The 25,290-nt window shown below is 71.6% G+C and carries 21 protein-coding genes; 6 read left to right on the top strand and 15 right to left on the bottom strand.

All coding sequences use genetic code 11. The features are described 5' to 3' along the window. Positions 1-324: 324 nt before the first annotated feature. The 6 genes from ACIA5C_RS02980 to ACIA5C_RS02955 form a co-directional block, all read right to left on the bottom strand. The gene (locus tag ACIA5C_RS02980) at positions 325-1,173 is read right to left on the bottom strand and encodes a DedA family protein (RefSeq protein ID WP_396050597.1); all 849 of its coding nucleotides are present in this window, start codon (positions 1,171-1,173) and stop codon (positions 325-327) included. A 75-nt stretch (positions 1,174-1,248) separates the two neighbouring features. Beyond that, positions 1,249-2,634 (bottom strand): hypothetical protein, encoded by a 1,386-nt coding sequence (locus tag ACIA5C_RS02975; RefSeq protein WP_396050595.1) that lies wholly within the window; start codon positions 2,632-2,634, stop codon positions 1,249-1,251. 13 nt (positions 2,635-2,647) lie between these two features. Beyond that, positions 2,648-6,280: a hypothetical protein gene (locus ACIA5C_RS02970; RefSeq protein ID WP_396050593.1), complete on the bottom strand. Its 3,633-nt coding sequence runs from the start codon at positions 6,278-6,280 to the stop codon at positions 2,648-2,650. A gap of 31 nt (positions 6,281-6,311) precedes the next feature. Beyond that, the gene (locus ACIA5C_RS02965) at positions 6,312-6,635 is read right to left on the bottom strand and encodes a trypco2 family protein (RefSeq protein WP_396050591.1); all 324 of its coding nucleotides are present in this window, start codon (positions 6,633-6,635) and stop codon (positions 6,312-6,314) included. A gap of 77 nt (positions 6,636-6,712) precedes the next feature. Continuing rightward, positions 6,713-7,858, bottom strand: coding sequence for a glutamate--cysteine ligase (locus tag ACIA5C_RS02960; protein ID WP_396050589.1), 1,146 nt, complete (start codon positions 7,856-7,858; stop codon positions 6,713-6,715). Positions 7,859-7,905: 47 nt separating this feature from the next. Continuing rightward, positions 7,906-9,162 carry a glycoside hydrolase family 6 protein gene (locus ACIA5C_RS02955; protein WP_396050587.1) on the bottom strand — a complete coding sequence of 419 codons (1,257 nt, stop codon included), beginning with the start codon at positions 9,160-9,162 and terminating at the stop codon, positions 7,906-7,908. A gap of 140 nt (positions 9,163-9,302) precedes the next feature. On the opposite strand from ACIA5C_RS02955, the gene ACIA5C_RS02950 reads away from it, so the two are divergent. Continuing rightward, positions 9,303-11,999 carry a hypothetical protein gene (locus ACIA5C_RS02950; protein WP_396050585.1) on the top strand — a complete coding sequence of 899 codons (2,697 nt, stop codon included), beginning with the start codon at positions 9,303-9,305 and terminating at the stop codon, positions 11,997-11,999. A 73-nt stretch (positions 12,000-12,072) separates the two neighbouring features. Further along, positions 12,073-13,131, top strand: coding sequence for a chitinase (locus ACIA5C_RS02945; RefSeq protein WP_396050583.1), 1,059 nt, complete (start codon positions 12,073-12,075; stop codon positions 13,129-13,131). Here ACIA5C_RS02945 and ACIA5C_RS02940 read toward each other — a convergent pair. Beyond that, entirely contained in the window at positions 13,118-13,321 is a 204-nt protein-coding gene (locus ACIA5C_RS02940; RefSeq protein WP_396050582.1) for a hypothetical protein, read from the bottom strand. The two genes, ACIA5C_RS02945 and ACIA5C_RS02940, sit on opposite strands and share 14 nt — an antisense overlap. 10 nt (positions 13,322-13,331) lie before the next feature. On the opposite strand from ACIA5C_RS02940, the gene ACIA5C_RS02935 reads away from it, so the two are divergent. After that, a complete protein-coding gene (locus ACIA5C_RS02935) occupies positions 13,332-13,694 on the top strand; it encodes an alcohol dehydrogenase catalytic domain-containing protein (protein ID WP_396050580.1) in 363 nt (120 codons plus the stop codon). Continuing rightward, entirely contained in the window at positions 13,691-13,960 is a 270-nt protein-coding gene (locus tag ACIA5C_RS02930) for a hypothetical protein (protein WP_396050578.1), read from the top strand. The genes ACIA5C_RS02935 and ACIA5C_RS02930 overlap by 4 nt, the downstream gene beginning before the upstream one ends. On the opposite strand, the gene ACIA5C_RS02925 is transcribed toward ACIA5C_RS02930, so the two are convergent. Genes ACIA5C_RS02925 through ACIA5C_RS02890 form a run of 8 tightly spaced genes read right to left on the bottom strand, consistent with a single transcriptional unit; the run spans position 13,889 to position 22,786 of the window. Beyond that, positions 13,889-14,320, bottom strand: coding sequence for a nitroreductase/quinone reductase family protein (locus ACIA5C_RS02925; protein ID WP_396050577.1), 432 nt, complete (start codon positions 14,318-14,320; stop codon positions 13,889-13,891). The two genes, ACIA5C_RS02930 and ACIA5C_RS02925, sit on opposite strands and share 72 nt — an antisense overlap. A 37-nt stretch (positions 14,321-14,357) precedes the next feature. Then, entirely contained in the window at positions 14,358-16,631 is a 2,274-nt protein-coding gene (locus ACIA5C_RS02920; RefSeq protein WP_396050575.1) for a beta-glucosidase, read from the bottom strand. Between the two features lie 8 nt (positions 16,632-16,639). Then, positions 16,640-17,629 carry a BadF/BadG/BcrA/BcrD ATPase family protein gene (locus ACIA5C_RS02915; RefSeq protein ID WP_396050573.1) on the bottom strand — a complete coding sequence of 330 codons (990 nt, stop codon included), beginning with the start codon at positions 17,627-17,629 and terminating at the stop codon, positions 16,640-16,642. After that, positions 17,626-18,927: a glycoside hydrolase gene (locus ACIA5C_RS02910; protein ID WP_396050571.1), complete on the bottom strand. Its 1,302-nt coding sequence runs from the start codon at positions 18,925-18,927 to the stop codon at positions 17,626-17,628. Before ACIA5C_RS02910 ends, ACIA5C_RS02915 begins: the two co-directional genes overlap by 4 nt. Positions 18,928-18,929: 2 nt before the next feature. Beyond that, positions 18,930-19,682 (bottom strand): 6-phosphogluconolactonase, encoded by a 753-nt coding sequence (locus tag ACIA5C_RS02905; protein ID WP_396050568.1) that lies wholly within the window; start codon positions 19,680-19,682, stop codon positions 18,930-18,932. 4 nt (positions 19,683-19,686) lie between these two features. Next, positions 19,687-20,499, bottom strand: a complete 813-nt coding sequence (locus tag ACIA5C_RS02900; protein WP_396050566.1) for a carbohydrate ABC transporter permease — start codon at positions 20,497-20,499, stop codon at positions 19,687-19,689. A gap of 2 nt (positions 20,500-20,501) precedes the next feature. Then, positions 20,502-21,446 (bottom strand): carbohydrate ABC transporter permease, encoded by a 945-nt coding sequence (locus ACIA5C_RS02895; RefSeq protein WP_396050564.1) that lies wholly within the window; start codon positions 21,444-21,446, stop codon positions 20,502-20,504. Between the two features lie 2 nt (positions 21,447-21,448). Continuing rightward, positions 21,449-22,786 (bottom strand): ABC transporter substrate-binding protein, encoded by a 1,338-nt coding sequence (locus ACIA5C_RS02890; protein WP_396050562.1) that lies wholly within the window; start codon positions 22,784-22,786, stop codon positions 21,449-21,451. A gap of 119 nt (positions 22,787-22,905) precedes the next feature. Here ACIA5C_RS02890 and ACIA5C_RS02885 point away from each other — a divergent pair, with 119 nt between their 5' ends. Together ACIA5C_RS02885 and ACIA5C_RS02880 are read left to right on the top strand one after the other, a co-directional pair. Then, positions 22,906-23,625, top strand: coding sequence for a GntR family transcriptional regulator (locus tag ACIA5C_RS02885; protein WP_396050561.1), 720 nt, complete (start codon positions 22,906-22,908; stop codon positions 23,623-23,625). A 120-nt stretch (positions 23,626-23,745) separates the two neighbouring features. Continuing rightward, positions 23,746-25,281, top strand: a complete 1,536-nt coding sequence (locus ACIA5C_RS02880; protein ID WP_396050559.1) for an ABC transporter substrate-binding protein — start codon at positions 23,746-23,748, stop codon at positions 25,279-25,281. The last annotated feature ends 9 nt before the right edge of the window (positions 25,282-25,290 follow it).

The raw sequence follows: 25,290 nt of genomic DNA, 5'->3' as shown, positions 1-25,290 counted from the left end.
CGCCATCGAGTACCTGCGCGGGCGGCGCATCCGGCTCGACGTGCTCGGTCTGGCGCTGATCCCGCTGGGCGTCGTCGGCTACAGCATCTACTGCGCGGTGGAACTGGGCGATCCGCTGGCGTTCAGCGTCGCCCAGGACCGATGGGGCCGCCACTACACCGTGCCCGGCGGGGCGTGGTTCGAGGCGATCCGGCAGGCGGCCGGGCACCGGTTGCTGGATCCGCCGGCCCTGGCGGCGATCCTCGACGCCGGGACGACCCTGGTCGCGGTGCTGCTGCTGGTGCTGTGCGTCGTCGGCCCGTTCCGGTTCCGGCGCGACCAGCTCTATCTGGTCGTGCACGGAGCCCTCACCCTGGTCCTGCTGATGTCGACCGAGGTGGGCGGCCGGCCGATGCAGTCGGCGGCCCGATACGCCCTGGAAGCCGTCGCGATCGTGCTCGTGCTGGCCCGGATGGGCGCCAACCAGGTCGTCGACCGCACGGTGCTGATGGTCGGCGTGGCGCTGCAGGCGGTGTTCCTGGTCATCTTCATGGCGGGCACGTTCCTGGTCGGCTGACCGAGCGGCACCACCTGGACCGGGACGTCCGGCCGCTTCCGCAGCTTCTCCACGACCAGATGAACGGCGCCGAGCACCAGGCCGAGCCCCATCCCGAAGGCGGCGCCGAGCAAGGGTGACCCGGCGAACGTCGCGCCGCCGAGGCGGCCGAGGCCGATCGTGTACGCCGCCCAGGCCGCACTCGCCAGCCCGGTGAACAGCCCGTACCGGCCCAGCGGCATCGATACCGACCCGGCCGTCATCGCGGTGGCGGCCCGCCCCCAGGGAAGGAAGCGGCCGATCAGGACGGCCGTCCCGCCGTACCGGAGAAGCGCTCGCTCCGCGCGCACCTTGGCCGCCACCAACCGGCGGTGGCGCAGCCGCCCGCCCGCCTTGCGGCCGAGCAGATAGGTCACCCGGTCGCCGGCCATGCCACCCAGCGTGACCGCCGCGGCCAGCGCGAGCAGGTTCGGCTTGCCGGTCGCGGTCATCGCGCCCAGGCCGATCACCAGGGCCTCGATGGGTATGACCGGGACGAACCCGTCGACCGCGACCGCCAGGAAGACGATCAGGTAAAGCCACGGCGAGGAGACCAGCGGCATCAGGTGGGTGAGCATGTAACCGACCGTACGGATCATGGGGTTGCCGCACATTGGGGCCAGTACGCCAACCGGGGGTGGGGCTAACACCACCAACCGGCCGCGGCCGCCCGATCAGTGGCCGTTGGCGCCCGGGGCCCACTCGCACGCCCGGACCAGGGACTCCAGCAGGGCCCGCTCGCCGGCGTCGAGCGGATAGGCCCCGGCCTGGGGAAGCAGCCGCTCGGCGTCGGCGCCGGTGAGGGCGGCGACCGGCTTGTTCAGCACGTTCAGCGGGTGCTCCAGGTCCTGGACGACAGTCGAATAGAAGTCGGAGACCGAGTCGCGGGTGCGGGCGGCGAGGCCGCCCTCGTACACCGCCAGGCGGCCGTACGCGGTCGACACGAACTTGCCGATCGCCCGCGGCACCGCCAGATCGTCGTCCTTCTCACTGGAGCCGGACGGGACCAGGAAGCCGGGCGCCGTGACCGGGTCGAGGCTGGTGACGTCGTAGTGATAGTTGACGTTGCCGCCGTCGGCCACCAGGAGGTTCCAGGGCGCCACCGGGGAGAGCCGGAAGAACCTACGCGGCGAGGAGTCCCAGCCCGGGTGCAGGCCGCGGATCCGGCCGCCGATGATCTGCCAGCGGTACAGGCCCTTGTCCCAGCCGGCGGTGACGATCGAGTCCTCGGTGAACGTGATCGCGTTGATGCCGCCGTGCTGCAGATGCTCGGCCACGATGTCGTACAGCGGCTGCAGCCGGCTGTCGGTGACCACCATCCGGGTGTCGTCGGCGAAGGCGATCCGGGTGCCGGTGGCGTCGACCGCGAACAGGTCGGCCCGGCGCAGGCCGAATTCGCCCAGGTTGAGCTGCACCTGCTCGCCGTCGGCGAGGGCGAAGGCGAAAGCGGCCAGTTTGGTGCCGACGACGAAGCCGGTGGCGGTCGGTTGCACGATGGCGTCGAGCAGGGCGCCGCCGTTGGCGAGCACGGTCTCGCCGCCCGGCGTGTACTCGACGACCTCGGTGTCGCCCCGGTAACCGCCGCTGTCGAACTCCCGGCGGGCGATCACCGTCTCGCTGTCGATCGCGCACAGCGACCAGTGCTGGGCCGCCCCCTCGTACAGGGTGTTCCGCACGCCGGTGCGGTCGACGGTGACGATCCGCTGGGTGTGGAAGTCGCGGCCCTGCACGCTCAGCGCCGCGACCGGGTGGCGGACCGCGAAACCGACCGGGTTGGCGAAGCCCAGGCGGAACGGCAGCACCTGGGCCGTACGGTCGAACAGCCGGCCGCCCAGCCGGGCTGCCTCCTTCGCGTCGATGCCGGCGAGCACGTCCGCCAACGCGGCGTCGGACTCGGACGGCGGACTCCATTTCCGGCGGTTGAGGTGGGCGAGCGAGGCCACGGCGAGCGGCAGCGGCTGCGACAGCACCATTCCCCACAGCGCACGCCAGTCGCCCTGCTGACCCAGTCTGCGGGCCAGGCCGGCCGGCTCGGAAGCCCGTCCGAATCCTCGGAACATGGTGTGTCGCCTCCTACAGCTGGAACCATCCACCCGGTTTGATGTCCACCCCGATGCGGCGCAGTGTCGCGTCGCGCATCTCGGGATCGAAGTCGCCCATGGCGTGGGCGGCGTGCACGCGTACGCCCCGGTCGGTGTCCGTGGAGTCGGCCAGCTCCCGCAACCGCCGCAGGCCCTCGTCGCGGTCGACCCGGGCCAGGGCGGTCGCGCCGGTCACCTGCGCCCGGCCGGTGAGGCCGGCGACGAGCTCCCGCAGCAGGGTCAGGCCGGCCGTACGGTCGCGGCGGGCCAGCCGCAGCGCTGCCTCGAGGCGCAGCGCTGCCTCGAGGCGCGGGGCGACCTCGCCGCCGGGGTCGGTGGCGAGGTCGGTCAGACGGGCCTTCCCCTGTTCCGGCGCGTAGTGGGCGAGTTCGTCGGCGGCCCGCATCCGGTCCTCCGGCCGGGCGCTGTCCGTGCGGGCGACCTGGTCGAGCGCCCGCGTGCCGGCCTCCCGGTCGTGCTGCGCGAGCAGCACCGCGGCGTCGCAGCGGTAGCGGCCCGGCAGCCCGCCGCCGGCAAAGGCGCCCAGCAGGGCAGCGCCGGTGGGCGTGTCGTAGCGGGCGAGCCGATGCGCCGCCTCGACCCGGTAACCGGCGTCGACCCGGTCGTCGCGGGCCATCCGTTCCAGCAGCTGCAGCCCGGCGGCGCGGGCCGGCTCGTCGCCGTTGGCCGACGCGACCAGGGAATCGGCCGCGTAGACCCGGCCGTCGGCGAAGAACCGCCGGTCGGCGGCGAACCGGCGCAGCCACTCGAGGCCGGCCGCGCGGTCGTGGCCGGACAGCACGATCGCCGCCTCGACCCGGGCCAGGTCCGGGCCGAGCGGGTCGGCGGCCAGGGCCCGCAGCCGGGCGACCGCCGCCGGGGTGTCGTGCTCGACGAGCAGGGCGGCCGCCCGGGCGCAGGAGCGGGACGCGGAGTCGCCGGCGAACCGCCGCAGCAGCTCGACGCCCGCTTCCCGATCGGCGTGCGCGAGGTGACCCGCGGCCGTGATCCGCATCTGCTCGGGGAACGAGCTGTCGCGGGCGAAGGAGGCCAGCAACCCGGCGCCACGCGGGTCGTTTGCGGACAACGCGGCGGCGGCGTTGACCCGGTCGATCGGCACCGAGGCGGGGTCGGCGGCCATGTCGTACAGCCGGGCCCGCTGGGCGTCCAGATGGGAGAGGGCGGCGTGGGTCCGCAGCCAGTTCGACACCACCGGGCCGTCGGGCTGCCCCCAGAGCCGCTGAAGGATGCGGCCGCGCGTCTCGTCGTCGCACATGCCCTCGGCGAGCAGCCAGGACGCCTGCTCCACGCGCTCCGGATCGTCGGCCAGCCGACCGGCGATCTCATGCCGCCGGTCGGCCGGCAGGCGGTCGAACGCGAACAGGGCGGCGATCCGGGTGTCGTCGTCGGCGAGGGCGTCGCCCCAGGTGGCGGCTTCGGTGCCGAGGCGGTCGCGCAGGTGCGGCGCGGCCAGGTATTCGGCGAAGGTGCGGTGCAGGAACCGGGGGTCGGGCGTGTGCACGTCGACGACGAGGCCGGTGGCCTCCAGCAGGGCGGTCACCGTCCGCCGGTGGTACGGGTCGTCCTCGATCGGGGCCGGGACCGGCGGGATGCCGTCGCGCAGATAGGAGTCGGCCAGGTCGCCGAGGAAACCGCGCAGGGCGACACCGAGCGCGGCATGGCGGGGTGCCTCCCGGGCGTAGCGTTCCTTCAGCTCGTGGAGCAGGGCCTCGATGCGGTCGCGCAGCTCGGGATCGTACGGGCTCTGCTGCGCCGGGAAACGGCCGAGGAACTCCGCGACGGCGCGGGCGTACAGGTCGACCCGGCGGGACTGGGCACCGGGCTCGCCGGCCGGATCGAAGTACTGGCCGACGGCGAGGTGGGCCAGCAGCGGCAGGCGCACCAGATCGAGCATGCCGTTGCGTTGCACGTAGGTCAGGAACTGGGTGGCTCGGGCCTCCGCCCGCTCGCGGACCGCGAGGTCGCTCAGCCGGTCGGCGCCCCCGGTCTGGTGGGCGATCACGAACCGGCGCAGCTGCTCGACGGTGAACGGCTGGAGCCGGAACTCGGTCGCCCCGGCGTCGGTGAGGCTGCGCCAGGTGCTGTCGCGCAGGCTGCGCACCGAGAGCACCAGCCGGAACGGCATGCCGAACGTCTCCCGCGCGGTGCTGAGCAGGACCTCCATCACCTGGCGCCAGTCTTCCGGCCGGGTGACCTCGTCGAGCGCGTCGACCAGGATCACCAGCCGGGCGCCGCGAACCGGTGGCTCAGCCTCGAGGAGTGCGCGCCCCGACGGGCCGGCGGCGGCGGCGATCGAGTCGCGGCCGACCAGCTCGCGGGCGGCGATGCGCAGCGGGAGCAGCGGCCCGAACGGCGCGCTCTCCGGCGGTGTGCTGCGGGTCGCGGCCTGCCACCACTGCCAGGCGGTGGTCTCGATGTATTCGAGCAGGCTCGACTTGCCCACACCGGGCTCGCCGGTGACGACGATGTGTCCGACGGCCGGATCGATGAGCAGACGCTCGACGGAGACCGGCTGCGCGGTCGGCGGCAGTGACGGGGTCAAGCCGTCGCGTTCGGCGGTGGTGTCGAGGTGCTGCCGGGTGTAGACGCGGGCGAGCTCGCCGGGCTCGGCCACGTGATAGGTCAGGCCACCCTGATGCCGGCCCAGCAAGTCGGCCGGCAGCACGGGGGAGTGCCGCCGCAGGTGCCAGGCGCGGGCGGCGCCGGCGGCACAGCCGGCGGTCGCCACCGCGGCGGCGCCGGGGGTGCTGAACGGCAGGACGGCACCGGCGGCCGCCACGGTGCCCACCAGCAGCGCCGGCGGCGAGTTCCACGCCGGGAGCCGGCGGCGCCGGGGCGGGACGCCGGCCGGTTCGGGCCGGGCCGGCGCCGCGGCCCCGATCGGCTGGTGGGCCCACACGCCGGGCCCGCCGGCCCAGCGGAACCACGCGGTCAGCGACGGGTCGTCGGCGAAGGCCCGGGCCGGGACGGCCCGCAGCTCGGCGACCGACCGGGAACCGCCGCTCGCGTCGGCGACGACGATGCCGGCCAGCCGGTCGGCGGCGAACAGCGCGGCTCCCGACATGCCCGACCAGCCGCTGCCCGGTAGATCCCGGGCCAGCGCGCCGGTGCTGATCACCCAGAGCCCGGCCCGCCTCCCGGACAGCGGGTGCACGACACCGCTGAACTGCCGGGACTCGCGGACCGTGCCGACCACGTCGTGGCGGGGGAACCCGACCGCGGTGACGTCGACCGGGTCGGCGGTGGTGAGGTCGGTCCAGTGCGCCGGCGACCAGCCGGCCGGCCGGAGGGGGTCGTGCGCACCCTCGGTGACCAGCAGCAACGCGACGTCCGACTCGGGCCGCCACCACACGGTGACCGCGTCGCGGAACGAACGCCCGGCCGCCGCGTCGTCGAGCGCCCGGACCCGGCAGCGGGGCCGGTCGCGCGCCAGTTCGTCGAGCGCGGCCGGCGACAACGGCCGCCGGGGCGGCGGCCGGCCGGGTGCCGGCTCGCCGGGCGGCGTGCTGCCCTCCGCGGCGTGCCAGACGGTCAGCACGAGATGGGGGGTGACGAACCACCCCGAACCGGCCACCCGGGCGGAGGGGTTGAACACCTCCGCCACGCGTTGGGCGGTCAGTAGCACCGTCCGCCTCTCAGCCCGGCTCGCCGTCGACCCGGTCGGTCACCCGCACGGGACGGTCACCGGCCGACATCACCGGGGTGAGCTTGAGCGACAACTTGTGGGTCGTGTTGGCGCCCGCCTTGCCGGTCGCGCCGAACGACACGACGCCGAACCGCAGGCCACCGTCGGCCGACGCCTCCCGGATGATCGCGAGCGACAACTCGACGTCGACCTGGCCCAGCTCGAACTGCAACGGCTGGCCGTGGCCCAGGGTCATCGCCGCCGTCAGCTCGGCCCGCAACGCCTCGATCGTCTCGGCCAGCCCGCCGGCCACATCTCCGTGGTCGTTGATCATCTGACGACTCCCCTGATCGGCTCGGAGTCCATGATGTCATTTGCGGACACCGATGGGTGGCCCGGCCGGACCGCCGCCTATCGCCCGTCCGGAGCGGGCAGGCCGTCCCGCAGCTCCCGGACCAGGGAGGACACGACGGCCTTGAGGCTGCCCTCGCTGGCCGCGGCGACCGCGAGCTGACGCTGGTAGCTCGCGCCGCGGTCGATGATGTCGTGCACGCCCGCCAGCTGCGCCGAGCAACCGAGGGCGTCGGCAATCGGGGCCAGGGTGGGCAGCAGCCGCTCGAGGTCCTTGGTGACCAGACGTTCGTCGCCGGCCGCGTTGCGGATCAGAATGGCATCCATGCCGTAGCGGGCCGCCCGCCACTTGTTCTCCCGCACGAACCAGGGCTGCAGCTTCGGCACGTCGCGGCCGGCGTCGAGCTCGGAGGAGAAGTGCTCGGTCAGGCACTGGGTCAGGGCGGCGATCGCGCCGATCTCCTGAGCGGTCGAGATGCCGTCGAACGTGCGTACCTCGATCGTGCCCCACCGGGGAGAGGGACGGATGTCCCAGCGGAGCTCGTTGAGGTCCTCGATGACGCCGACGTGCCGCAGATCGGCGACCAGGGCCTCGTACTGCGGCCAGTCGGTGAACTGCGGCGGCAGGCCGGCGGTCGGCAGCTGCTGGAACATCAGCGCGCGGTTGGAGGCGTAGCCGGTGTTCTCCCCCGCCCAGAACGGGCTCGACGCGCTGAGGGCCTGGAAGTGCGGCAGGTAGGTCAGCAGCCCGTCGATGATCGGGAACACCTTGGCCCGGTCCTCGACCGCGACGTGCACGTGGACCCCCCAGATCATCATCTGGCGGCCCCACCACCGGGTGCGGTCGATCAGCGTGTCGTAGCGGGGCTTGCCCGGCGTGACCTGCTGCTGGAACCACTGGCTGAACGGGTGCGTGCCCGACGAGATCAGGTCGATGCCCATCGGCTCGGCGAAGCCGCTGAGCCGCTCGACCAGGCGGGTCAGGTCGGCGACGGCGTCACGCACGCGGTGGTGCGGCGCGCTGACCACCTCGACGGTGTTGGTCAGCAGCTCGGTCGTGACGTGCGGGAAGCCGTCGGCCGGACCGGTTCGCGCGAGCAGCTCGGGCGCGGCCGGGGAGAGTTCGCCGCTGCGCCGGTCGACGCACGCGATCTCCCACTCGATGCCGAGCCGCGACCTTTCGGATCGGGCGAAGTCGATCGTCACCGATCAGTACTCCGCCCGATTCATGCGGCAATGCTATCCCGGGTGAATCAGCGCAGCGGCGGGTCAGCCTTCTGCACCAGCTCGATCGCCTGCTGCGGGAACCAGGCGCCGGCGGCCGGGTCGGCGGTGCCGCCCCGCGCCGGGTCGACGCCGGTGCCGGTGCCGCGGTCGCACTGGCCGTCGGACTGTCCGGGCGTCTTGACCCAGAGGAAGGCGTCGGCGAGCGGGTCGCCGGTGTGGGTGGTGGGCCGCAGGCCGAGGCCGCGGTCCGGCGGGTTGCACCAGGTCTGCGGGTCGGGCCAGGTGTTGCCGGTCGGCGGCGTCCACGGTCCCTGGCCGTTGCGGCTGGTGTCGACCACGAAATGCGGCAGGCGGCGCGGCGAGACGGCGCCCACGTTCGCGTCGTACCAGGCGTCCGTCTTCACCCAGGTGCTGAAGTCGTTCGGGTCGGCCGGGTAGTACTGGCTGGCGCACTGCTCGAAGTGCCCGCGAGCCGGGGCCGGTCCGGCGGTGCCATAGTAGACGCATTTGGCGATCCAGTCGCCGAACTTCAGCTGGCGCTGGGTGGTCTCGTAGTTGGACACGTTCAGGAAGAACCCGTCGGCCCGGGCGACGTCGGCGCGGACCAGCCGGTCGGCGATGTCCCCGACGCCCAGCCAGGCGCTGTGCGTGCCGTCGAGGTAGACGCTGGTGCGGGGCAGCGACTTGAGGCGCTTCACGGCGTACGTGAGCATGGTGAACCGGTCGGCGGCGGCGGTCGCCGGGTCCGCGTCGGCCGGCTGGCACCACTCCTGGGCGCCGGTGTTGCTCGTGTACCACGGGATGATGCCCAGGCTGTCCGGCTCCAGCATGACGGCGGCCTCGTGGCGGCCGATGCCGGCGGCGAGCGCGTCGATCCAGGCCTCGTAGGAGGCGATGCTGGTGGCGCCGCCGGCCGAGTACTGGGCGCAGTCCCGGTACGGGATGTTGTAGGCGACCAGGATCGGCACGGTGTGCCGGGCGGCCGCCCGGCGGACGTCGGTGGCGACCGTCCGGGTGAAGGTCGGGCCGGATCCGCTGGTCAGCCAGATGGCCTGCGGCGTGTTCACCATCGTGCGGATCTGGTGGGCCAGCCGGGTCTGCCCGGCCGCGGTGAGCTGCTGGATCTGCTGGACCGCGCCGGGGTCGGGCGCCGGCGTGTAGAAGCGGTCATGGTCGTCGATGTGGGCCTGCGCCGGTGTGGCCAGCGCGAATGCCGTGGCACAGGCGGCCACGACCGCGGTTGCGCCGGTGGCGGCGCGGCGGCCGGCATGAAGCAGAGGCACGCTGTCGCTCCTCGTCGTAGTCGATGAGAGGGAATGGGAGCGTTCCCAATTCACCGTCGAACCTGCGCGTCCGATCGGAGCTTGTCAACCGGGTGCCGGGGTTATCGATGTATTTGCACTGATCGACTAGAACGGGCCACATGCGAAGAATCATCGTGGCCGCGGTGGCGGCCACCACCGTGCTGTGGGGAGTGTCGGCGCCGGCCTCGGCCGATCCGCCGAGGCCCGCGGCGAGCGCACTCCCATCCGGCTGGTCCCTCGACAAGCAGACCCTGACCTGGACCAGCGATCGAGCGCTCCCGCCCGGTGACGCGGCGGTCGAGTTCTGGTCCGGTGACCGGCTGCTCGGCCGGGCCGCCGGCACTTCCGACCTGCACACGTTCACGCTGCGGGAGAGCCGCCCGATCCCGCTGACCGACCTGCAGGTGCGGGTCGGCGGCAAGCGGGTCGACGCGGCGGCACCGAAGCCTCAGCGGCGGCTGGCGAAGAACACACCGGCCGCCGGGCCGGCATTGCCGGCGAACGCTTCCGATCCCGGCGTCAAGGGACCGTACGCGACGACGACCGGCGAATACTCGCTGCCCCCGGTTCACCTGTCCGCCTACCCGTCGCCGGTCGAGATGCAGGCCGTCGTGGTCGCACCGAAGGGCGCGCCGGGCAAGCGACCGCTGGCGCTGTTCCTGCACGGCCGCCACGGGACCTGCTTCTCCGGCAGCGGCGACGAGGACGTCAGCCTCGAGTGGCCGTGCCCCGCCGGATCCCAGCCGATTCCCAGCTACCGCGGCTACCTGCAGGCGCAGCAACTGCTGGCCTCGCAGGGCTACGTCACCGTGTCGATCTCGGCCAACGGCATCAACGCGCAGGACAACGCCGACGACGACGGTGGCGCGCAGGCCCGGTCGTCGCTGGTCCGCATGCACCTCGCCGACTGGGCCGACTGGTCGGGGCGGGGGCGCGGCAAGGCGCCGGCCGTGGTCCGGGCGGCACCCCGCGCGGACCTGTCGAAGGTGTTCCTGATGGGACACTCGCGCGGCGGCGAGGGCGTCAGCCGGGCCGCCCTGGACAGCATCACGCCGCCGCCGGCGGCCCAGGACGACTACCGCGGGCCGGTGCGCTGGACCATCCGCGGGCTGCTGCTGATCGGGCCGACCGCGTTCGGCCAGGACCCGCAGCCGGACGTGCCGTCGGCGACGATCCTGCCCGGGTGCGACGGCGACGTCTCCGACCTCGAAGGGCAGATGTACGTGGACGCCACCCGCGGCGTCAGCTCGGGCCGGGCGCTGCACAGTGCGCTCTACGTGATCGGAGCCAACCACAACTTCTTCAACACCGAGTGGACTCCGGGGCAGGCGGTCGCGCCGGCTTCCGACGACTTCTTCAGCGACAGCGACAATCCCGATCCGATCTGCACGCCCGGGGTCGCCCCGACGCGGCTCACCCCGCAGCAGGAGCAGACGGTCGGAGCCACGTACATCGCGACCGCGGCCCGGCTGTTCGTCGGTGGGGACGACCGCGCCCGTCCGCTGCTGGACGGTTCCGGCGTGCGTGCACCGTCGGCCGACCCGGCCCGGGTGCTGAGCGGCGCGCTCGGCGCGAACCGGAGCGCCGCGATCATTCCGGGCGCGGCGACCGCCGTTCACAATGCCAAGATCTGCGAGCAGGCCTCGAGCGACGCGGACAAGGCCTGCCTGGACCCCGAGACGTTCGCCGGCTCACCGAACTTCGTTCCGTTCGCCTATCCCGAACCGGGTCGTTACGCGGTCGCCCTCAACGGCACCGCGACGGCGACGATCGGTGCGGCCTCGGCGATGCCGGTGGCCGGGGCTCGAGCGCTCGCGATGCGTCTGATCGTGCCGCCGAACGCGCCGGCCACCTCGTTCCGCGTCGCGGTCACCGACGACCACGGGCGGCGCACCGAACTGGGCGCGGCCACGGTCACCGGGGTGCCGGGCAGCGACTCGACGATGTCGTATTGGGCCCAGGAGGTGCGGGTGCCGCTGCCGCGGACCGTGCGTACGGTGGCGCGGCTCGACATCACGCCCGGCAGCGACGGGCCGGCGTGGCTGCTCGACGCCTGGGGCTGGCGCCCGGGCACTCCCGCGCCGCGGCCGTCCGCGATCGACCGGGTCGACGTCGGCCGGCTGACCGTCGACGAGGGCGACTCGGGCACCAAAACCTATTCGGTGCCGGTGAACGTGCGTGGCCACCGCGCGGCCCAGGTCCGCCTGTTCCTGAGCGATCCCCGCGGGGAGGACGCGAAGTCGTGGGTGGCCGACATCGCGCCGGGGGCGACCCGGGTCGAGGTGCCGATCTCGGTCGCCGGCAACACGACGTACGGCGGCGACCGGTCGTACACGCTGGCCGCCAAGGCGGTGCGCAACGTGGTCGTCGGTGCCTACGACGGCGGCGTCCGGGTCCGCGAGGACGACCCGATGCCCAAGATCACGGTCAGCCCGGCCACCGCTACCGCAGCCGAGGGTTCGCCGCTCACCTTCACGGTGCACCTCTCGGAGGCGGCCGACACCGATCTCTACATGGTGTTCCTGCCTCAGGCGCCGGCGACCGGGCCGGAGTTGTCGTCGACCGACGTCGACCCGGACTGGTTCATCGAGAATTCGTTCGAGGATCCGGTGCCGTCCCGGCCGCTGTCCACGACCGGCCTCGAGCCGTTCCTCGACATCGAGCCGGGCACCACGTCGGCGGAGTTCACGGTGCCGACCGTGGCCGACGGCGTGCCCGAGGGAGCCGAGCACGTGCGGTTCCAGGCCGCGGTCTATCCGGCCGACTTCGGTGAGGTCATTCCGGTCGCGCTGATCGACGGAACAGTCACTGACTGATTGACATGGGCGGCGGTCGATCCTACGGTCGGATCGTCAAACAGCTTAACTATTGAGGTCGGCCGCCATGCCCATGACCCGTTCTCTCCTCGTACGCGGCCTGCTCGGTGCCGCAACCGTATTCGCCGCGACCGTCGCCGGCGCCGCGCCGGCCTCGGCCGGCGGAAGGCACCAGCCCACTCTGCCCGATCACGTCTTCGCGCCCTATTTCCAGTCCTACAACGGCACCGACCCGGCCGCGGTGAGCCGCGCCTCCGGCGCGCACTACCTCACCATGGCGTTCCTGCAGACCCAGACGACCGGTTCCTGCGACATCCTCTGGAACGGGGACCCGGCCACGCCGGTCGCGCACTCCCGGTACGGGCCGCAGATCGCCAAGATCAGAGCGGCCGGCGGCGACGTGGTGCCGTCGTTCGGCGGGTACGGCGCCGACAGCACGGCCACCGAGATCGCCGACAGCTGCACCGACGTCGACAAGATCGCCGCGGCGTACGAGAAGGTCGTCACCACCTACGACGTGACCCGGCTCGACATGGACATCGAGGACATCTCGCTGGACAACACGGCCGCGATCGACCGGCGCAGCCAGGCCATCCACCTCGTCCAGCGGTGGGCCGAGCGCCGGCACCGGCCGTTGCAGATCGTCTACACCCTGCCGACCGCGCCGACCGGCCTCGAGCAGAACGCGATCGACGTGCTGGCCAGCGCCATCAAGTACGGCGCCCGGGTCGACATCGTCAACATCATGACCTTCGACTACTACGACGACCAGGCGCACGAGATGGCGGCCACCACGAAGACCGCCGCGGCGGGCCTGCTCGGCACGCTGCACACGCTCTACCCGCACCGGTCGCAGTCCCAGCTGTGGAACATGGTCGGGATCACCGAGATGGTCGGCATCGACGACTACGGCACCGGCGGCGAGACCGGCCCGCTCGAGGTGTTCACGATCGCCGACGCCCACGCGGTCACCGACTGGGCGACCCGGCACCACATCGCCGAGCTGTCCTTCTGGGCGGTCGGCCGTGACAACGGGGGCTGCCCGGGAACGCCCGGCTCCGACGACTGCTCGGGCGTCGCGCAGGGCCCCTACCAGTTCACCCACATCATGGCGCCGTTCACCCGGCGCTGAGGGGGCGTGCGCCCTCCGGGCGCAGCCCGTCGAGAATGATGCCGAGGTAGCGGCGCCAGAGGTCGGGCGCCGCTTCCGGTACGTACGTGGTGACGTAGTGCGGCGCGCACATCATGAGGATGACGTCCATGCCCGAGACGTCGTCGCGGAGCGCGCGGGCGTCCTGAGCCCGTCGCACCAGTGCGGTCAACGCGGCCGACGTGCTGCTGCCCCGCGGCGACTTCCGCGACCACGTGCAGATCGACTTTCCGCACGTGCCGGGCAACGACTTCGCCGGGACCGTCACCGCGGTCGAGGAAGGGGTCACCGCGTACGCGGTCGGGGCCGAAATCTTCGGCCATGCGATCCCGCGGGCCCTGCGCCACATGGCCGGCTCGAAGAATCCGAGCATGACGACCGGCACGCTCGCCGAGTACGCGGTCTTCGAGGCGAACACGCCGTTCCTGGCCCATCGTCCGTCGAGTTCGGACACAGTGATGGCCGCCGCGCTCCCGACGGTCGGGTTGACCGCCGGTGCGCTGATGGCGACGGCCGCTCCCTTCGCGGCGAACGGGTACTGGTGATCGGTGCGACCGGCGGGGTGGGCGTCACCGTGCTGCCGCTGCTGGTGCGGGCCGGAGCGCGGGTCGTCGCCACGGCCACCGACACCGACCGGCAGCTGATCGCGGACCTCGGAGCCGAACCGATCGCCTACGGCGACTACCCGGACGGCGTCGACACGGTTTTCAACCTGGTGCCACCCAGCGACCGGCGCATTTCAGGCCGGGGCGGGGACACCTTCGAGGACGATCACCGGAAACACCCGGTCGGTGTTCTGCTCGTAGGCTGAGGTGCCGTCGGAGATCAGGCGGTAGAGGCGGTCGCGCTCGGCGCCGGCCGTCACGGTGGCCCGGCCCCGGTAGGTGCTGTCGCCGACCTCGACCGTCACGTCGGGGTTGGCTCGCAGGTTGTGGAACCAGGCCGGATGCTCGGGGGCGCCCGCCTTGGAGCCGACCACGAAGACGCGGCCCCTGTCGTCGACCGCGAAGCCCAGGGGCACTGTCGTTTGCCGGCCGGTGCGCGCGCCGGTCGTGGTCAGCAGCAGGATCGGGAACGGCGGTTGGCTGACCTTGCCGTGACTGGCCCGGAATTCGCTGATGACGGTCTGGTTGTAGGTGCGGAACTCCTCGTCCGACGGCACGGTGGGCATGGCTCTCCTCGGTGTCCCGGCGATATTCGGGTTGCTCTTACCACGGCGGTAATGCAGACCGTCCCGGCCCGTGAAAGGAATCGGTGCGGCCGAGGTCGAGCAGCCTCTCGTCCGGGACCAGCGGCGGGAGAGCCGGGTCGTCGGGCAGGTTGATGGTTGCGTGCAGGCGGATGTCGCGGGAGGACGCGCCGACCTCGATGATGAAGTCGCCGCCCTCCAGGCGCCAGGCGTCGGCGGCGACGTCCCAGTAGGCGAAGTCGCGGCCGGACAGGGTGAAGGTGACGCGGGCGCTCCCGCCGGGTTCGAGGGTGACCTTGTCGAAGCCGCGGAGTTCGCGGACCGGGCGGCGGACCGCGGCGTCGGGGTCGCCCACGTAGAGCTGGACCACCTCGCGGCCGGCCCGCGCGCCCGTGTTGGTGACGGTGCAGGAGACGGTGACCGTGTCGGTGCCGCTGACTTCGAGATCCGAGTACGCGAAGGTGGTGTACGACAGGCCGTGGCCGAACGGGTAGCGCACCTCCCGCCGCAGCGCGTCGTACCAGCGGTAGCCGATGAACACGCCCTCGCCGTAGAGGACCGTGCCGCGTTCGCCGGTCCACGTGACGTAACCGGGGGTGTCCTCGAGCGCCAGCGGAAAGGTCTCCGCCACCTTGCCGGACGGGTTGACCCGGCCCAGCAGAACGTCGACGACCGCGCCCGCGCCGGCCTGGCCGGGCAGCCACGCCTCGACGATCGCATCAACCCGGTCGTGCCACGGGTCCATGGTGACCGCGGCGCCGTTGGAGAGAACCACGACCACCTTGGCCGGGAGGTCGGCCAGGCGGCCGATCAGCGCGATCTGGTCGGCCGGCAGGGCCAGCGTCGTACGGTCGTCGGCCTCCTGCTCGAAGGCGAGGGGCAGGCCGGCGAACACCACGATCACGTCGGCGGCAGCGGCAACGGTGACCGCGTCGTCGATGAGGCTCACGGCGCGCGCGGAGAGCGGGCCGGCGGCGAGACGCTCCGCGGCCGCGGCCTTGCGCAACGGTTCCACGAGGGCGGCCGTCCGGCGGGCCGGGCCCTGGCCGTCGTCGACGAACTTGGCGTCGTGCGCGGCGAAGTAGGCGTCCAGGTCGTCCTGGTACGCGTCGAGCGGCGTGTGCACGTAACCCGGCGCGTAGACGACGTCGCCCAGGAAGTCGAGCGCGTTGTCGACCCGGGTCGGGTCTACGCCGGAGGAACCGCCGCCCTGGATGCGCGCGTGCGCAGCGAACGCTCCGATCACAGCGACGCGGCCGTCACCGGACAGCGGCAGCACCGAGTTTTCGTTGCGTAGCAGGGTTGTGCAGCCGGCCGCGGCGTCCCGGGCGAGCGCGTGGTGCTCGTCGGCCTTCAGGAGCGCGAGTTGCTGGGCGGACAACCGTTGGCCGGGTGCGACGCCCAGGTCCATGACCGGGCCATTGACAGCACCAGGGCCGGGGTAGGTAAGAAAAACCAGCTGCAGCACCCGCCGGACCGCCGCGTCGACTACCGCGAGTTCCAGCGAGCCCGATTCGACGGCGGCCACGATCTCGGCGTCGGTGCGGCCGCCGGTGCCGGGCATCTCCAGGTCGAGCCCGGCCACCAGAGCGGGCACGCGGTGGTGGACGGCGTTCCAGTCGGAGACGACCACCCCGGCGTACCCCCATTCGTCCCGCAACAGCGAAGTGAGCAACCACCGGTTCTCCGAGGCATGCACTCCCCGTAGCCGGTTGTAGGAACACATCACGGTCCACGGGCGGGCGGTTTTCACCACCCGCTCGAAGGCGGGCAGGTAGATCTCCCGGAGCGTACGGTCATCGGCCTCGACCGAGATACGGGTGCGCTCGATCTCCTGGTTGTTGGCCGCGAAATGCTTGAGGGAGGCGCCGACGCCGGTCGACTGCAGCCCTTCGACGTAGGCGACACCGAGCTCGCCGGACAGCAGCGGATCCTCGGCGAAGTATTCGAAGTTGCGCCCGCACAGCGGTGACCGCTTCATGTTGACACCCGGCCCGAGCACGACCTGAACCCCCTCGGCGCGGGCCTCCTCGCCGATCGCGGTGGCGACCCGGCGTACGAGCTCGCGGTCCCAGGAGGCGCCGAGCGCCGACGCGGTCGGGAAGCCGGTCGCGGGCACCCACACCATGTCGGCGCCGGTTTCCTTGCGCAGCCCGTGCGGGCCGTCGCCGACCTCGATGGCCGGCACGCCGAGGCGTTCGATCGCCTCGGTGTACCAGTCGTCGTGGCCCGAGAGCAGGGACGCCTTCTCCTCCAAGGTGAGGGCGGCCAGCACGGCGTCAACGTCGTTCATCGAAGTCCTTACGTCATCAGGAAGTCGTGCGGGTGGGCGTCGCGCACCCGGGTGAGCAGGCCGGGGCCGATGTCGATGCCGCCCTCGGCGAGGGCGTCGAGCACGACGCCGCTCAGCGGGGAGGCGTCGGCGACGACGATCCCCGCGGCGGGTGCGACCCGTGCCAGCTCCGAGGTGAGGGCGTCCCGCATTGCCGGGTGCTCGGAGGCGGCGACCGATCCGTTGAGGAGCACGGGTAGTTCGCCGGAGGCCAGGTCCACGCCGACCCGTCGTGCGCACCACTGCGCGTACCGGACGAAGGCCGCCGCCTGCGCGGCAATGATCTCCGTGGCGACCGCGTCGCCGGCGCCGGCCGTCGCCAGAACGACCCGCGCCGCCTTCCAGAGGTCGGTGCCGGGTCGTGCGCCGAACCGCCGGGTGAAGGTGTGCCGGAGCTCCCAGCCGTCGGCGACGCCGTAGAGCTCGCACATCGCTTCGGTGAGGGCCGTCTCGGGCCCGATCCCCATCCAGGCCCGGACCACCGCCTTGAGTGCGGCGTCGCCGAGCCCGCCGCCGCCGAGGTGGTCGAAGACGAAGAAGCCCGAGTGCTCCTCGCGGCCGTCCTTGGACCGGGCGGCGACGGCGGGACCGGTGCCGACGGCGATCGAGACGGCAACGCCCGAGCCGTCGACCAGGCGAAGTGAGGCGTACGCGTCGTTCTTGACGCTCCAGCGGCCCATCTCGCCGAGCCGCCCGCGGATGTGGCCGTCCCAGAACGCCGCGTCCTCGGGGTAGTCGACGCCGGCCATCCGGAACGCGGCCGAGGCGATGTCCGCGGGGGCGATGCCGGTGGCGCCGACCGCGGCGAAAACGGCCTCCACCGCATCGGCGACCGAAGGGGCGCCGTAGATGTCACCGTTCCCGCCGCGGCCGCGGCCCAAGACGGTGCCCTCGGCGTCGGTGACGAGGGCGACCGTCTTGGAGTTCCCGGCGTCGACCGCCAGGTAGGCGGCGGTCATTTGAGCAGGCGCGAAGGGAGGTGGTCCCGGTGCGCGTACGCCATCTCGTCGTACAGCTCCTCGGCGACCGCGAGCGTGGGCACCATCGGGTTGGCGGCCAGCGCGCGGATGCCGTCGGCCCGGTTGCCCTTCCAGGCGGCCTCGGCGGCCAGGTACTGGAATTCGGCCAGCTGCTGCACGAGACCGCGTACAGCGTGCGGGACGGGCTTCTGCGGCAGCGGCCGCACGCCCTGGCCGTCCACTGTGCACCACACCTCGACGACTACGTCCTCGTCGAAGCCGGGCAGCGCACCGCCGGCGTTCGGCAGGTTGACCGGCAGGCGGGCGCTCTTGTCGTTGTAGTACGCGCTCATCACGTCGATCGCGAGCTCGAGCTCGTGGATGCCGCCCCGGGAGCGGGCCGGGTCCAGCGACGGGACGTCCACGTGCATCTGCTCCTCGTAGTGCTGCCAGTAGCCGGGCAGCGCCGCGAGCAGATCCTCGGCCCGCGTGGTGCGCTTGGCCTGCGACTCCCGCAGCACTTCCTCGCGGAAGTAGTAGTACTGGAAGTAGTCGGCCGGCACCGAGCGCATCGTGGTCGCCAGCCGCAGCATCCGCTTGGAGTGGCTGTCGAGCGTCGGGTCGTCCTTGCGCGCTTCCCACGCGGCGTCCAGAAGCGGCATGAGGTCCTGGCCGTCGTACGTGTGCTCGTACGACCAGATGTTGTGGTTCACGCCGGCCATGACGATGTCGGCCTTGTCAACGTCGAGCCCGGCCGCGCGAAGCACGGTCTTCGGGAAGACGATCGGGCCTTCGCACATCGACCAGATCGTACGGTCGGTGAACCGGGTGACCGCCTGCGAAACGATGTTGACCGGGTTGGTGTAGTTGAAGATGACCGCGTTCGGCGCCACCGCGTCGAGGTCGCGGATGATGTCCTCGTAGATGTGGATCGAGCGCAGGGCCATGAAGAACCCGCCCGGTCCCTGCGTCTCCTGGCCGATGACGCCGTGCTTGAGCGGGATGCGCTCGTCGAGGGCGCGCGCCGCGAAGTCGCCCGGCCGGAAGCTGGCGAGCACGGCGTCGGCGTCGGTGAGCGCTGCTCGCCGGTCGGTCGTCGAGGAGATCTTGATGTCGAGCCCCTCCGCCCGGGCGATCTTCCGCGCGATCGTCTCGACGGCCTGGAGCCGGTCCGGGTTGACGTCCTGGATGACGATCTCGGAGCCGTCGAACTCCTTGCCGTGGGCCAGGATCGACGCCATGGTCCCGGCGCCGCGGGACGATCCGCCGCCGATGTACACGAGCTTGATGGATGCCATGATCACTTCTCCAGGAGAGCGGCCGAGCGGTCCGCGATGAGCGTGGGGTTCTTGCATTCGACGACGATGGTGGCCGGCCAGTCCGGCTCGTAGGCCTCTGCGCGGGCGATTCGGGCAAACGCCTTGTTCTTGTGCGACCCGCACACGATCATGATCACCTCGCGGGATAGCGCGGCGATCGTGTCGACGCCGACCGTCACCCCCCGGGTGGGCACCATGTCGAGGGTCGTGAACTCGGGAAACGTCTCCATGTTGTCGCGCCGGGTCGCTACGCCGAGCGGCGTGACATGGGTCCGCGCGTCCCGCGGCGTGCCCGGCTGGTTGAACGCGATGTGCCCGTCCCCGGCCCCGGTGGCCAGCAGGAACAGGTCGATCCCGCCCGCCGCGTCGATGACCTCGTCGTAGCGGGACGGGTCGGCCGGATCGGGCGCCCAGATCTCGATCGGCTGCCCGATCGGCGCCACGATCTGGCGTTCCGCGAAACCCAGGCACGAGTACGACAGTTCCGGCGCGACCCGGCGAAGAGCACCGGACTCGACGTAGTCGTCCATCATGACGATCACCATGCGCGACAGGTCCACGCCGTGCGCGGCGTGCCGCGCCAGGGCCCGGTAGACCGGCATCGCGGTGCGACCGCTCGGGCACCCGAGCAGGAACGGCCGGTCGCCGGCCGTGGCCATGCGCTCGAGGATCGTCGTGGCGACCACGTCGCCGACGGCGTCGGCGTCGGGCCGGACGATGGGTTGAAGGGTCACGTGCTTACTCCTTGATCGCGCCGGCCAGCATTCCGGAGATGAATTTGCGCTGGAAGACGACGTAGAGGGCGAGTACCGGCGCGGCGACGATCAGGCCACCGGCGGCCATCAGGTTGATCTGGGTGACGTACTTGCCCTGGAAGACGCCGAGGGCGACGGTCGCCGTCTGGTTGGTGCCGTGCAGGAACACCAGCGACAGGAAGTAGTCGTTCCAGGTCCACATGAAGCTCAGGAGGATCAGCGTGTAGATGGCGGGCCGGGCCATGGGCGCGGCCATCGACCGCAGCATGCGCAGCGATCCGGCGCCGTCGAGTTCGGCCGATTCGAAGGCCGAGCGGGGCAGGGCCCGGAACGCGGCCCGCATCCAGAAGATGCCGAACGGCACTCCCATGCCCAGGTGGACGAGGATGATGCCGGGCAACGTGTTGGTGAGCCCGAACGTACGGAACTGGTAATAGAGCGGGACGATGATCGCCTCGAGGGAGATCATCATGCCGAGCAGGACGATCGGGAACAGCACCTTGTCGCCGACTACGCCGAGCACGCCGAACGCGTACCCGCCGAGCAGTGCGAGAAGCACCTGGCCGACCACGACGCAGACGGTGACGATCATCGAGACCGTCATGGCGTGCGAGAAGTCGGCGTCCCGCCACGCGGTGGTGAAGTTGCTCCACTGGAGCTCCGAGAAGCCGACCGGCTTGCCCGAGCGGTCCGGGCTGAGGGCCGAGACCACGAACGTCCCGATCGGGAACAGCACGATGATGGCCAGAATCGTCAGGACGGCATAGTTGACGACGCGTTCCGCCTTCGAGATCACGGTCAGTCCCTCTCCGACACGCGGGTGATGACGACGGCGATGACCAGGCACAGGGCCGCCATCACGACGCCGATCGCCGCGGCGAGTCCGATCTGCGGGTTCTGGAACGCGGCCTTGTAGAGCGCGACCGCGGGAGTGAGCGTCGACGTGCCCGGACCGCCGTGGGTGGTGATCCAGACGAGGTCGAACGTGCGCAGGGCGGCGGTGATCGTCAGGGTCATCGCCACCGCCATCTGCCCGCGCAGGCCCGGCAGGGTGACGGCGAAGAACTCACGGACCGGTCCGGCGCCGTCGATGCGGGCCGCCTCGTACAGCTCGGGGGAGATGGCCGAGGTGCCGGAGATGAACAGCACCATGCAGAAACCGAAGGTCACCCAGGTGCCGATGAGACCCAGCGCGGGCAGAGCCCACGTGAAATCACCGAGCCATGTACGCGCGAGCGAGCCGAGCCCGACCGCCCGCAGCGCCGAGTTGAGCGGCCCGTCCGGCGCGTAGATCCGCTTGAACACCAGGGCGATGACGACGGTGGTCATCACCTGGGGCAGGAAGAAGATCCAGCGGTAGACGGCCATGCCGGGCTGCTTCGCCCGCGTGAGCAGCGCCGCCGACAGCAGGCCGAGCACGATGGGCAGCAGCGCGAAGAAGCCGATCAGCACCAGCACGTGCCCGAAGGTCGTCCGCAGCACCGGGTCGGTCACGAAGTCGACGTAGTTCTTCAAGCCGACCCAGGACGCCGCGCTCACGCCGTCCCACTTGTAGAACGAGTACTGGATGGACTGGCCCAGCGGGACGAGCACGACGGCGGCGTACAGGGCCAGCGGGAGCGCGGCGAAGGCGAGGCCGATCCACCGCGTCCGGCGGCGCACCGAGCGGCGCCGGACGTCGGTGGGAGCCGGGCGCGCGTCGCGTGTCTGAGCCGACGAGGTCGAGCGCGCGGAGGTGACCATCGTCAGCTCTGCCCAGCCAGGAAGGTGTCCCGGTCCTTGTCGACGGCGGCGGTGAACTTGTCGGCCGTCGTCTTGCCGGCGTACAGCAGCTGGAGGTTCTGACCGAGGGTGTCGAGCATGGTCGGGCTGGACCAGTCGAAGTACGGCACGTAGCCGTCGTTCTGGTCGAGGGTCGCCGCGCCGGCCGACTCACCGGTCAGGCTGAGCGAGGAGGCCGGGACGCTGACGTCGGGCGACATGGCCGGGACGAGGCCGCGGTCGGCGGCCGCCTGGCCCGCCTGGGGGGACATCATGTAGTTGAGGAACGCCGCGGCGACGTCCGGGTGCTTGCTCTTCGCCGAGACCACCATGGCGCCCGGCGCGGCACCGACGCCGACCGTACCGCTGCCGCTCTGCTGCGGCAGCTGCAGGTAGCCGAAGTGGCCCTGCTGCTGCGTGTTCAGGCCGAGCGAACCCGTGTATTCCCAGCGGAAGACGCCCTTGCCGGCGACGAAGTTGGCGACCGCGGTCTGGTAGTCGATTCCGTTGAAGTTGGGCGGGAACCAGCCCTGGTCGGCCCACTTCTTGGTCAGCGCGGCGGCGTCGGCCATCGCGACGTCGGTGGCTTTCACGGTCTTGTCGCCGTAGATGTAGTCGTTGAGCTTCTTCTTGTCGGCGAGCAGGGCCTGCAGCCCGAGGAGCACGGTCGTCGAGCCGTCCTGGCTGCCGTACTCGAAGGGCACCTGGCCCGCGGCCTTGGCCTTCGCGGCGTCGGCTTCGAGGTCGGCGAGCGTCCTGGGCGGGTCGATGCCGAGCGACTTGAGTTTGTCGGCGTTGTAGTAGAGGCCGATCAGCGACGTGCGGGCCATCGGCGTCGCGAACCACGAGCCCGCGCCCATGGTCTTGAAGTCGGTGCTGAACTGGTTCTGCCGCGCGATCGTGGTCGGCACCGACTTGTCCCAGCCGTAGGCCTTCGCGTACGGGTCGAGGTTGACGACCAGGCCGCCCTTGGCCAGCGTGCCGAGCGACTGCCACCCGTTGTTGGCGGTCGCGATGTCGGGGCCGCCGGCGTCCTGGAGCTGCAGGTTGAGGGTGGAGTTGAGCTGGCCCCAGTCCTCGGTCTTCCGTTCGATCTTGACGTTCGGGTACTTCTTCTCGAAGTCGCCGATCACCTGCTTGATCCACTCGCCCTCGGCCGCACCCCAGAAGTCGGTGAGGTTGAGCGTCACGTTGCCCGCCTTGGCGACGTCGGTGGAGACCGTGGCCGGGGCGTCTTTCTTGTCCGAAGAGCCGCCGCCCGGGGCGCAGGCGGCCAGGCTTAACGCGATGGCTACGGCGAGCCCCGCTTTATGAACTCTCATCTTCACTCCGTTGTGTCGCCGGTTCTCCGGACCCTAGACGTTCCTATACCAGTTAGTCCAGTGCTGAACCAGAAACCAGAACTGGTCCCACCAAAGAGCAAGCTGGTACAGTGCTCGGCGTGATTACCGGTACCGCCTCGACGCAGGCCTATGAGCAGCTGGCCCGTGACCTCACGGTCGGCCGCTACGCACCCGGTTCACGGCTGCCCGGCGAGCGCGACCTCGCGACCCAGCTCGGCGTCAGCCGGGCCACGCTGCGCCTGGCGCTCAGCCGCCTCGAGTCCGAGGGCACGCTGCAGCGCTCCGCCCAGCGCGGCTGGTTCGTGCCGACCCAGGTGCTCGGCGAGCCGCCGAGCACACTGCAGTCGTTCACCGAGATGGCGCGGGCCCGCGGGCTGCGCCCGACCGCCCGCGTGATGCGCCAGGAGGTGCGGCCGGCCAGCCTCGACGAGGCGGACAAGCTGCGCATCGCCCCGGCCGCGCCGGTCATCCAGATCGACCGGCTGCGCGGCATGGACGGCACGCCGGTCTGCTTCGACGTGGTGGTCGTGCCCGAGAGCCACGCCGCGGCGCTGGCCGGGGCCGACCTCAGCGACGTGTCGCTCTACGACGAACTGCGGCAGCGCTGCGGCATCGAGGTGCACCGCAGTGCCTACACGCTGATGGCCGAGATCGCCGATGCCGAGCTCGCCCGGCTGCTCGGCATCACCGCCGGGGCGCCGGTGCTGGTCGGCGACGAGGTGGCCTACACCGCGGACGGCACACCGGTGCTCATCGGCCACAATAAATACCGCGGCGACGCGTACCGCTTCGAGGCGGACCTCTTCCGCCGCGCCTGAGCCCGCCTGCGGGCGGTCGTCCGCGACGACAAGCCGGCCCCCCTCATGTTGTCGCCGGGGCCAAAGACAACGACACGCCTCCATCGGCAGTCTTGCCGGACACGTACACGTGGAGGCGCGATGAAGGCTCTGCGACTTACTGCCGTGCTCGGGGCGGCAGCGCTCCTGGCCGGTGCCTGCGGTGACAACTCCGGCGGCGGCTCGAGCGGCCGGCAGCCGGTCAACGGCAAGACTTTCACGATGGCTGTCGCGGGCGACCCGGGCAACCTCGATCCCCATTTCACCTCACTGACGATCACCGGGCAGGTCGACCGCTTCCTCTACGACTCGCTGCTCGGCTTCGCGCCGGACGGCAAGGTGCTCCCCGCTCTGGCCGAGAAGTGGGAGGCGACCGGCACCACCGCGAAGTTCACCCTCCGCAAGGGAGTGACCTGCGCCGACGGTAGCCCGCTGACCGCGAGCACGGTGGCTGGGAACATCTCGTTCGTCGGCGACGTCAAGAACGGCTCGACCCGGGTCGGCACGTTCGTGCCGGCGGGCGCGAAGGCGACCGCGGACGACGCGACAGGCGTGGTCACGGTGACGTCGCCCAGCCCGGACGCCTTCCTCGACCGCAACCTGGGCGGCCTGCCGATCGTGTGCGAGCAGGGCATGAAGGACCGCGGCAAACTCAAGCAGAGCTCGGACGGCACCGGCATGTACAAGCTGTCCGAAGCCGTCCCGGACGACCACTACACGCTGGTCCGGCGCAAGGAGTACGCCTGGGGCCCGGGTGACTTCAAGGCCGGCACGGTCGGGCTGCCGGACACCGTGGTGATCAAGGTGATCGCCAACGAGGCGACCGCCGCCAATCTCGTCCTCTCCGGAGGGGTCAACGCGGCCCGGTTCACCGGTCCGGACAGCCAGCGGCTGCAGGGTTCCGACTACGTCAAACGGGACATCCTGGCGCCGACCGGCGAGATGTGGTTCAACCAGAAGACCGGCCTGCCGACCGCCGACCTCGGCCTGCGGACCGCCCTGATCAAATCGGTGGATCTGAAGCAGATGCAGCAGGTCTACACCAGCGGGCGCGGCTCGGCGCCGACCGGACTCGTGGCGCCGGCGATGAGCCCCTGCAAGGGCGACACGGTGACCGGAGATCTGCCGGCCTTCGATCCGGCGGCCGGCAAGGCGGCCCTGGCCGGCAAGAAGCTCACGGTGGCCTGGGCGGCCACCGGCAGCCCGGGCGCGCAGGCGGCCGCCGAACTCCTGCAGCAGCAATGGCAGGCGGCCGGGGCGCAGATCCAGCTCAAGTCGGTGACGGCCACCCAGGTGGGTCAGATCGCCGCCGGACAGCTGGCCTGGGACGTGGCGCTGTTCCCGATCGGGGTGACCCTGCCGAGTCAGCTGGTGCCCTACCTGTCCGGGCCGACCCCGCCGAACGGCACGAACTTCTCCTCGTTCGACAACAAGGACTACCTCGCGGCGGTCGCGGCGGCCCAGAAGCAGCCCGGCGACGGCGGATGCGCCCAGTGGAACGCGGCCGAGAAGGCGGTGATCCGGCACGTCGACCTGGTGCCGTTCGCCAGTGCGAACGCGCCGGTGGTGGCCAAGGGCGCGGATCTCGACCTGTCCCAGGGCGACATCGATCCGGCGTCCATCCGCATGCTCGGCTGACGGAGGCGA

The organism is Actinoplanes sp. NPDC051343 (assembly GCF_044455125.1).
Lineage (GTDB): Bacteria > Actinomycetota > Actinomycetes > Mycobacteriales > Micromonosporaceae > Actinoplanes.
The sequence above is the reverse complement of the archived record's forward strand: the minus strand, read 5'-3'. Positions and strand labels throughout refer to the sequence as shown.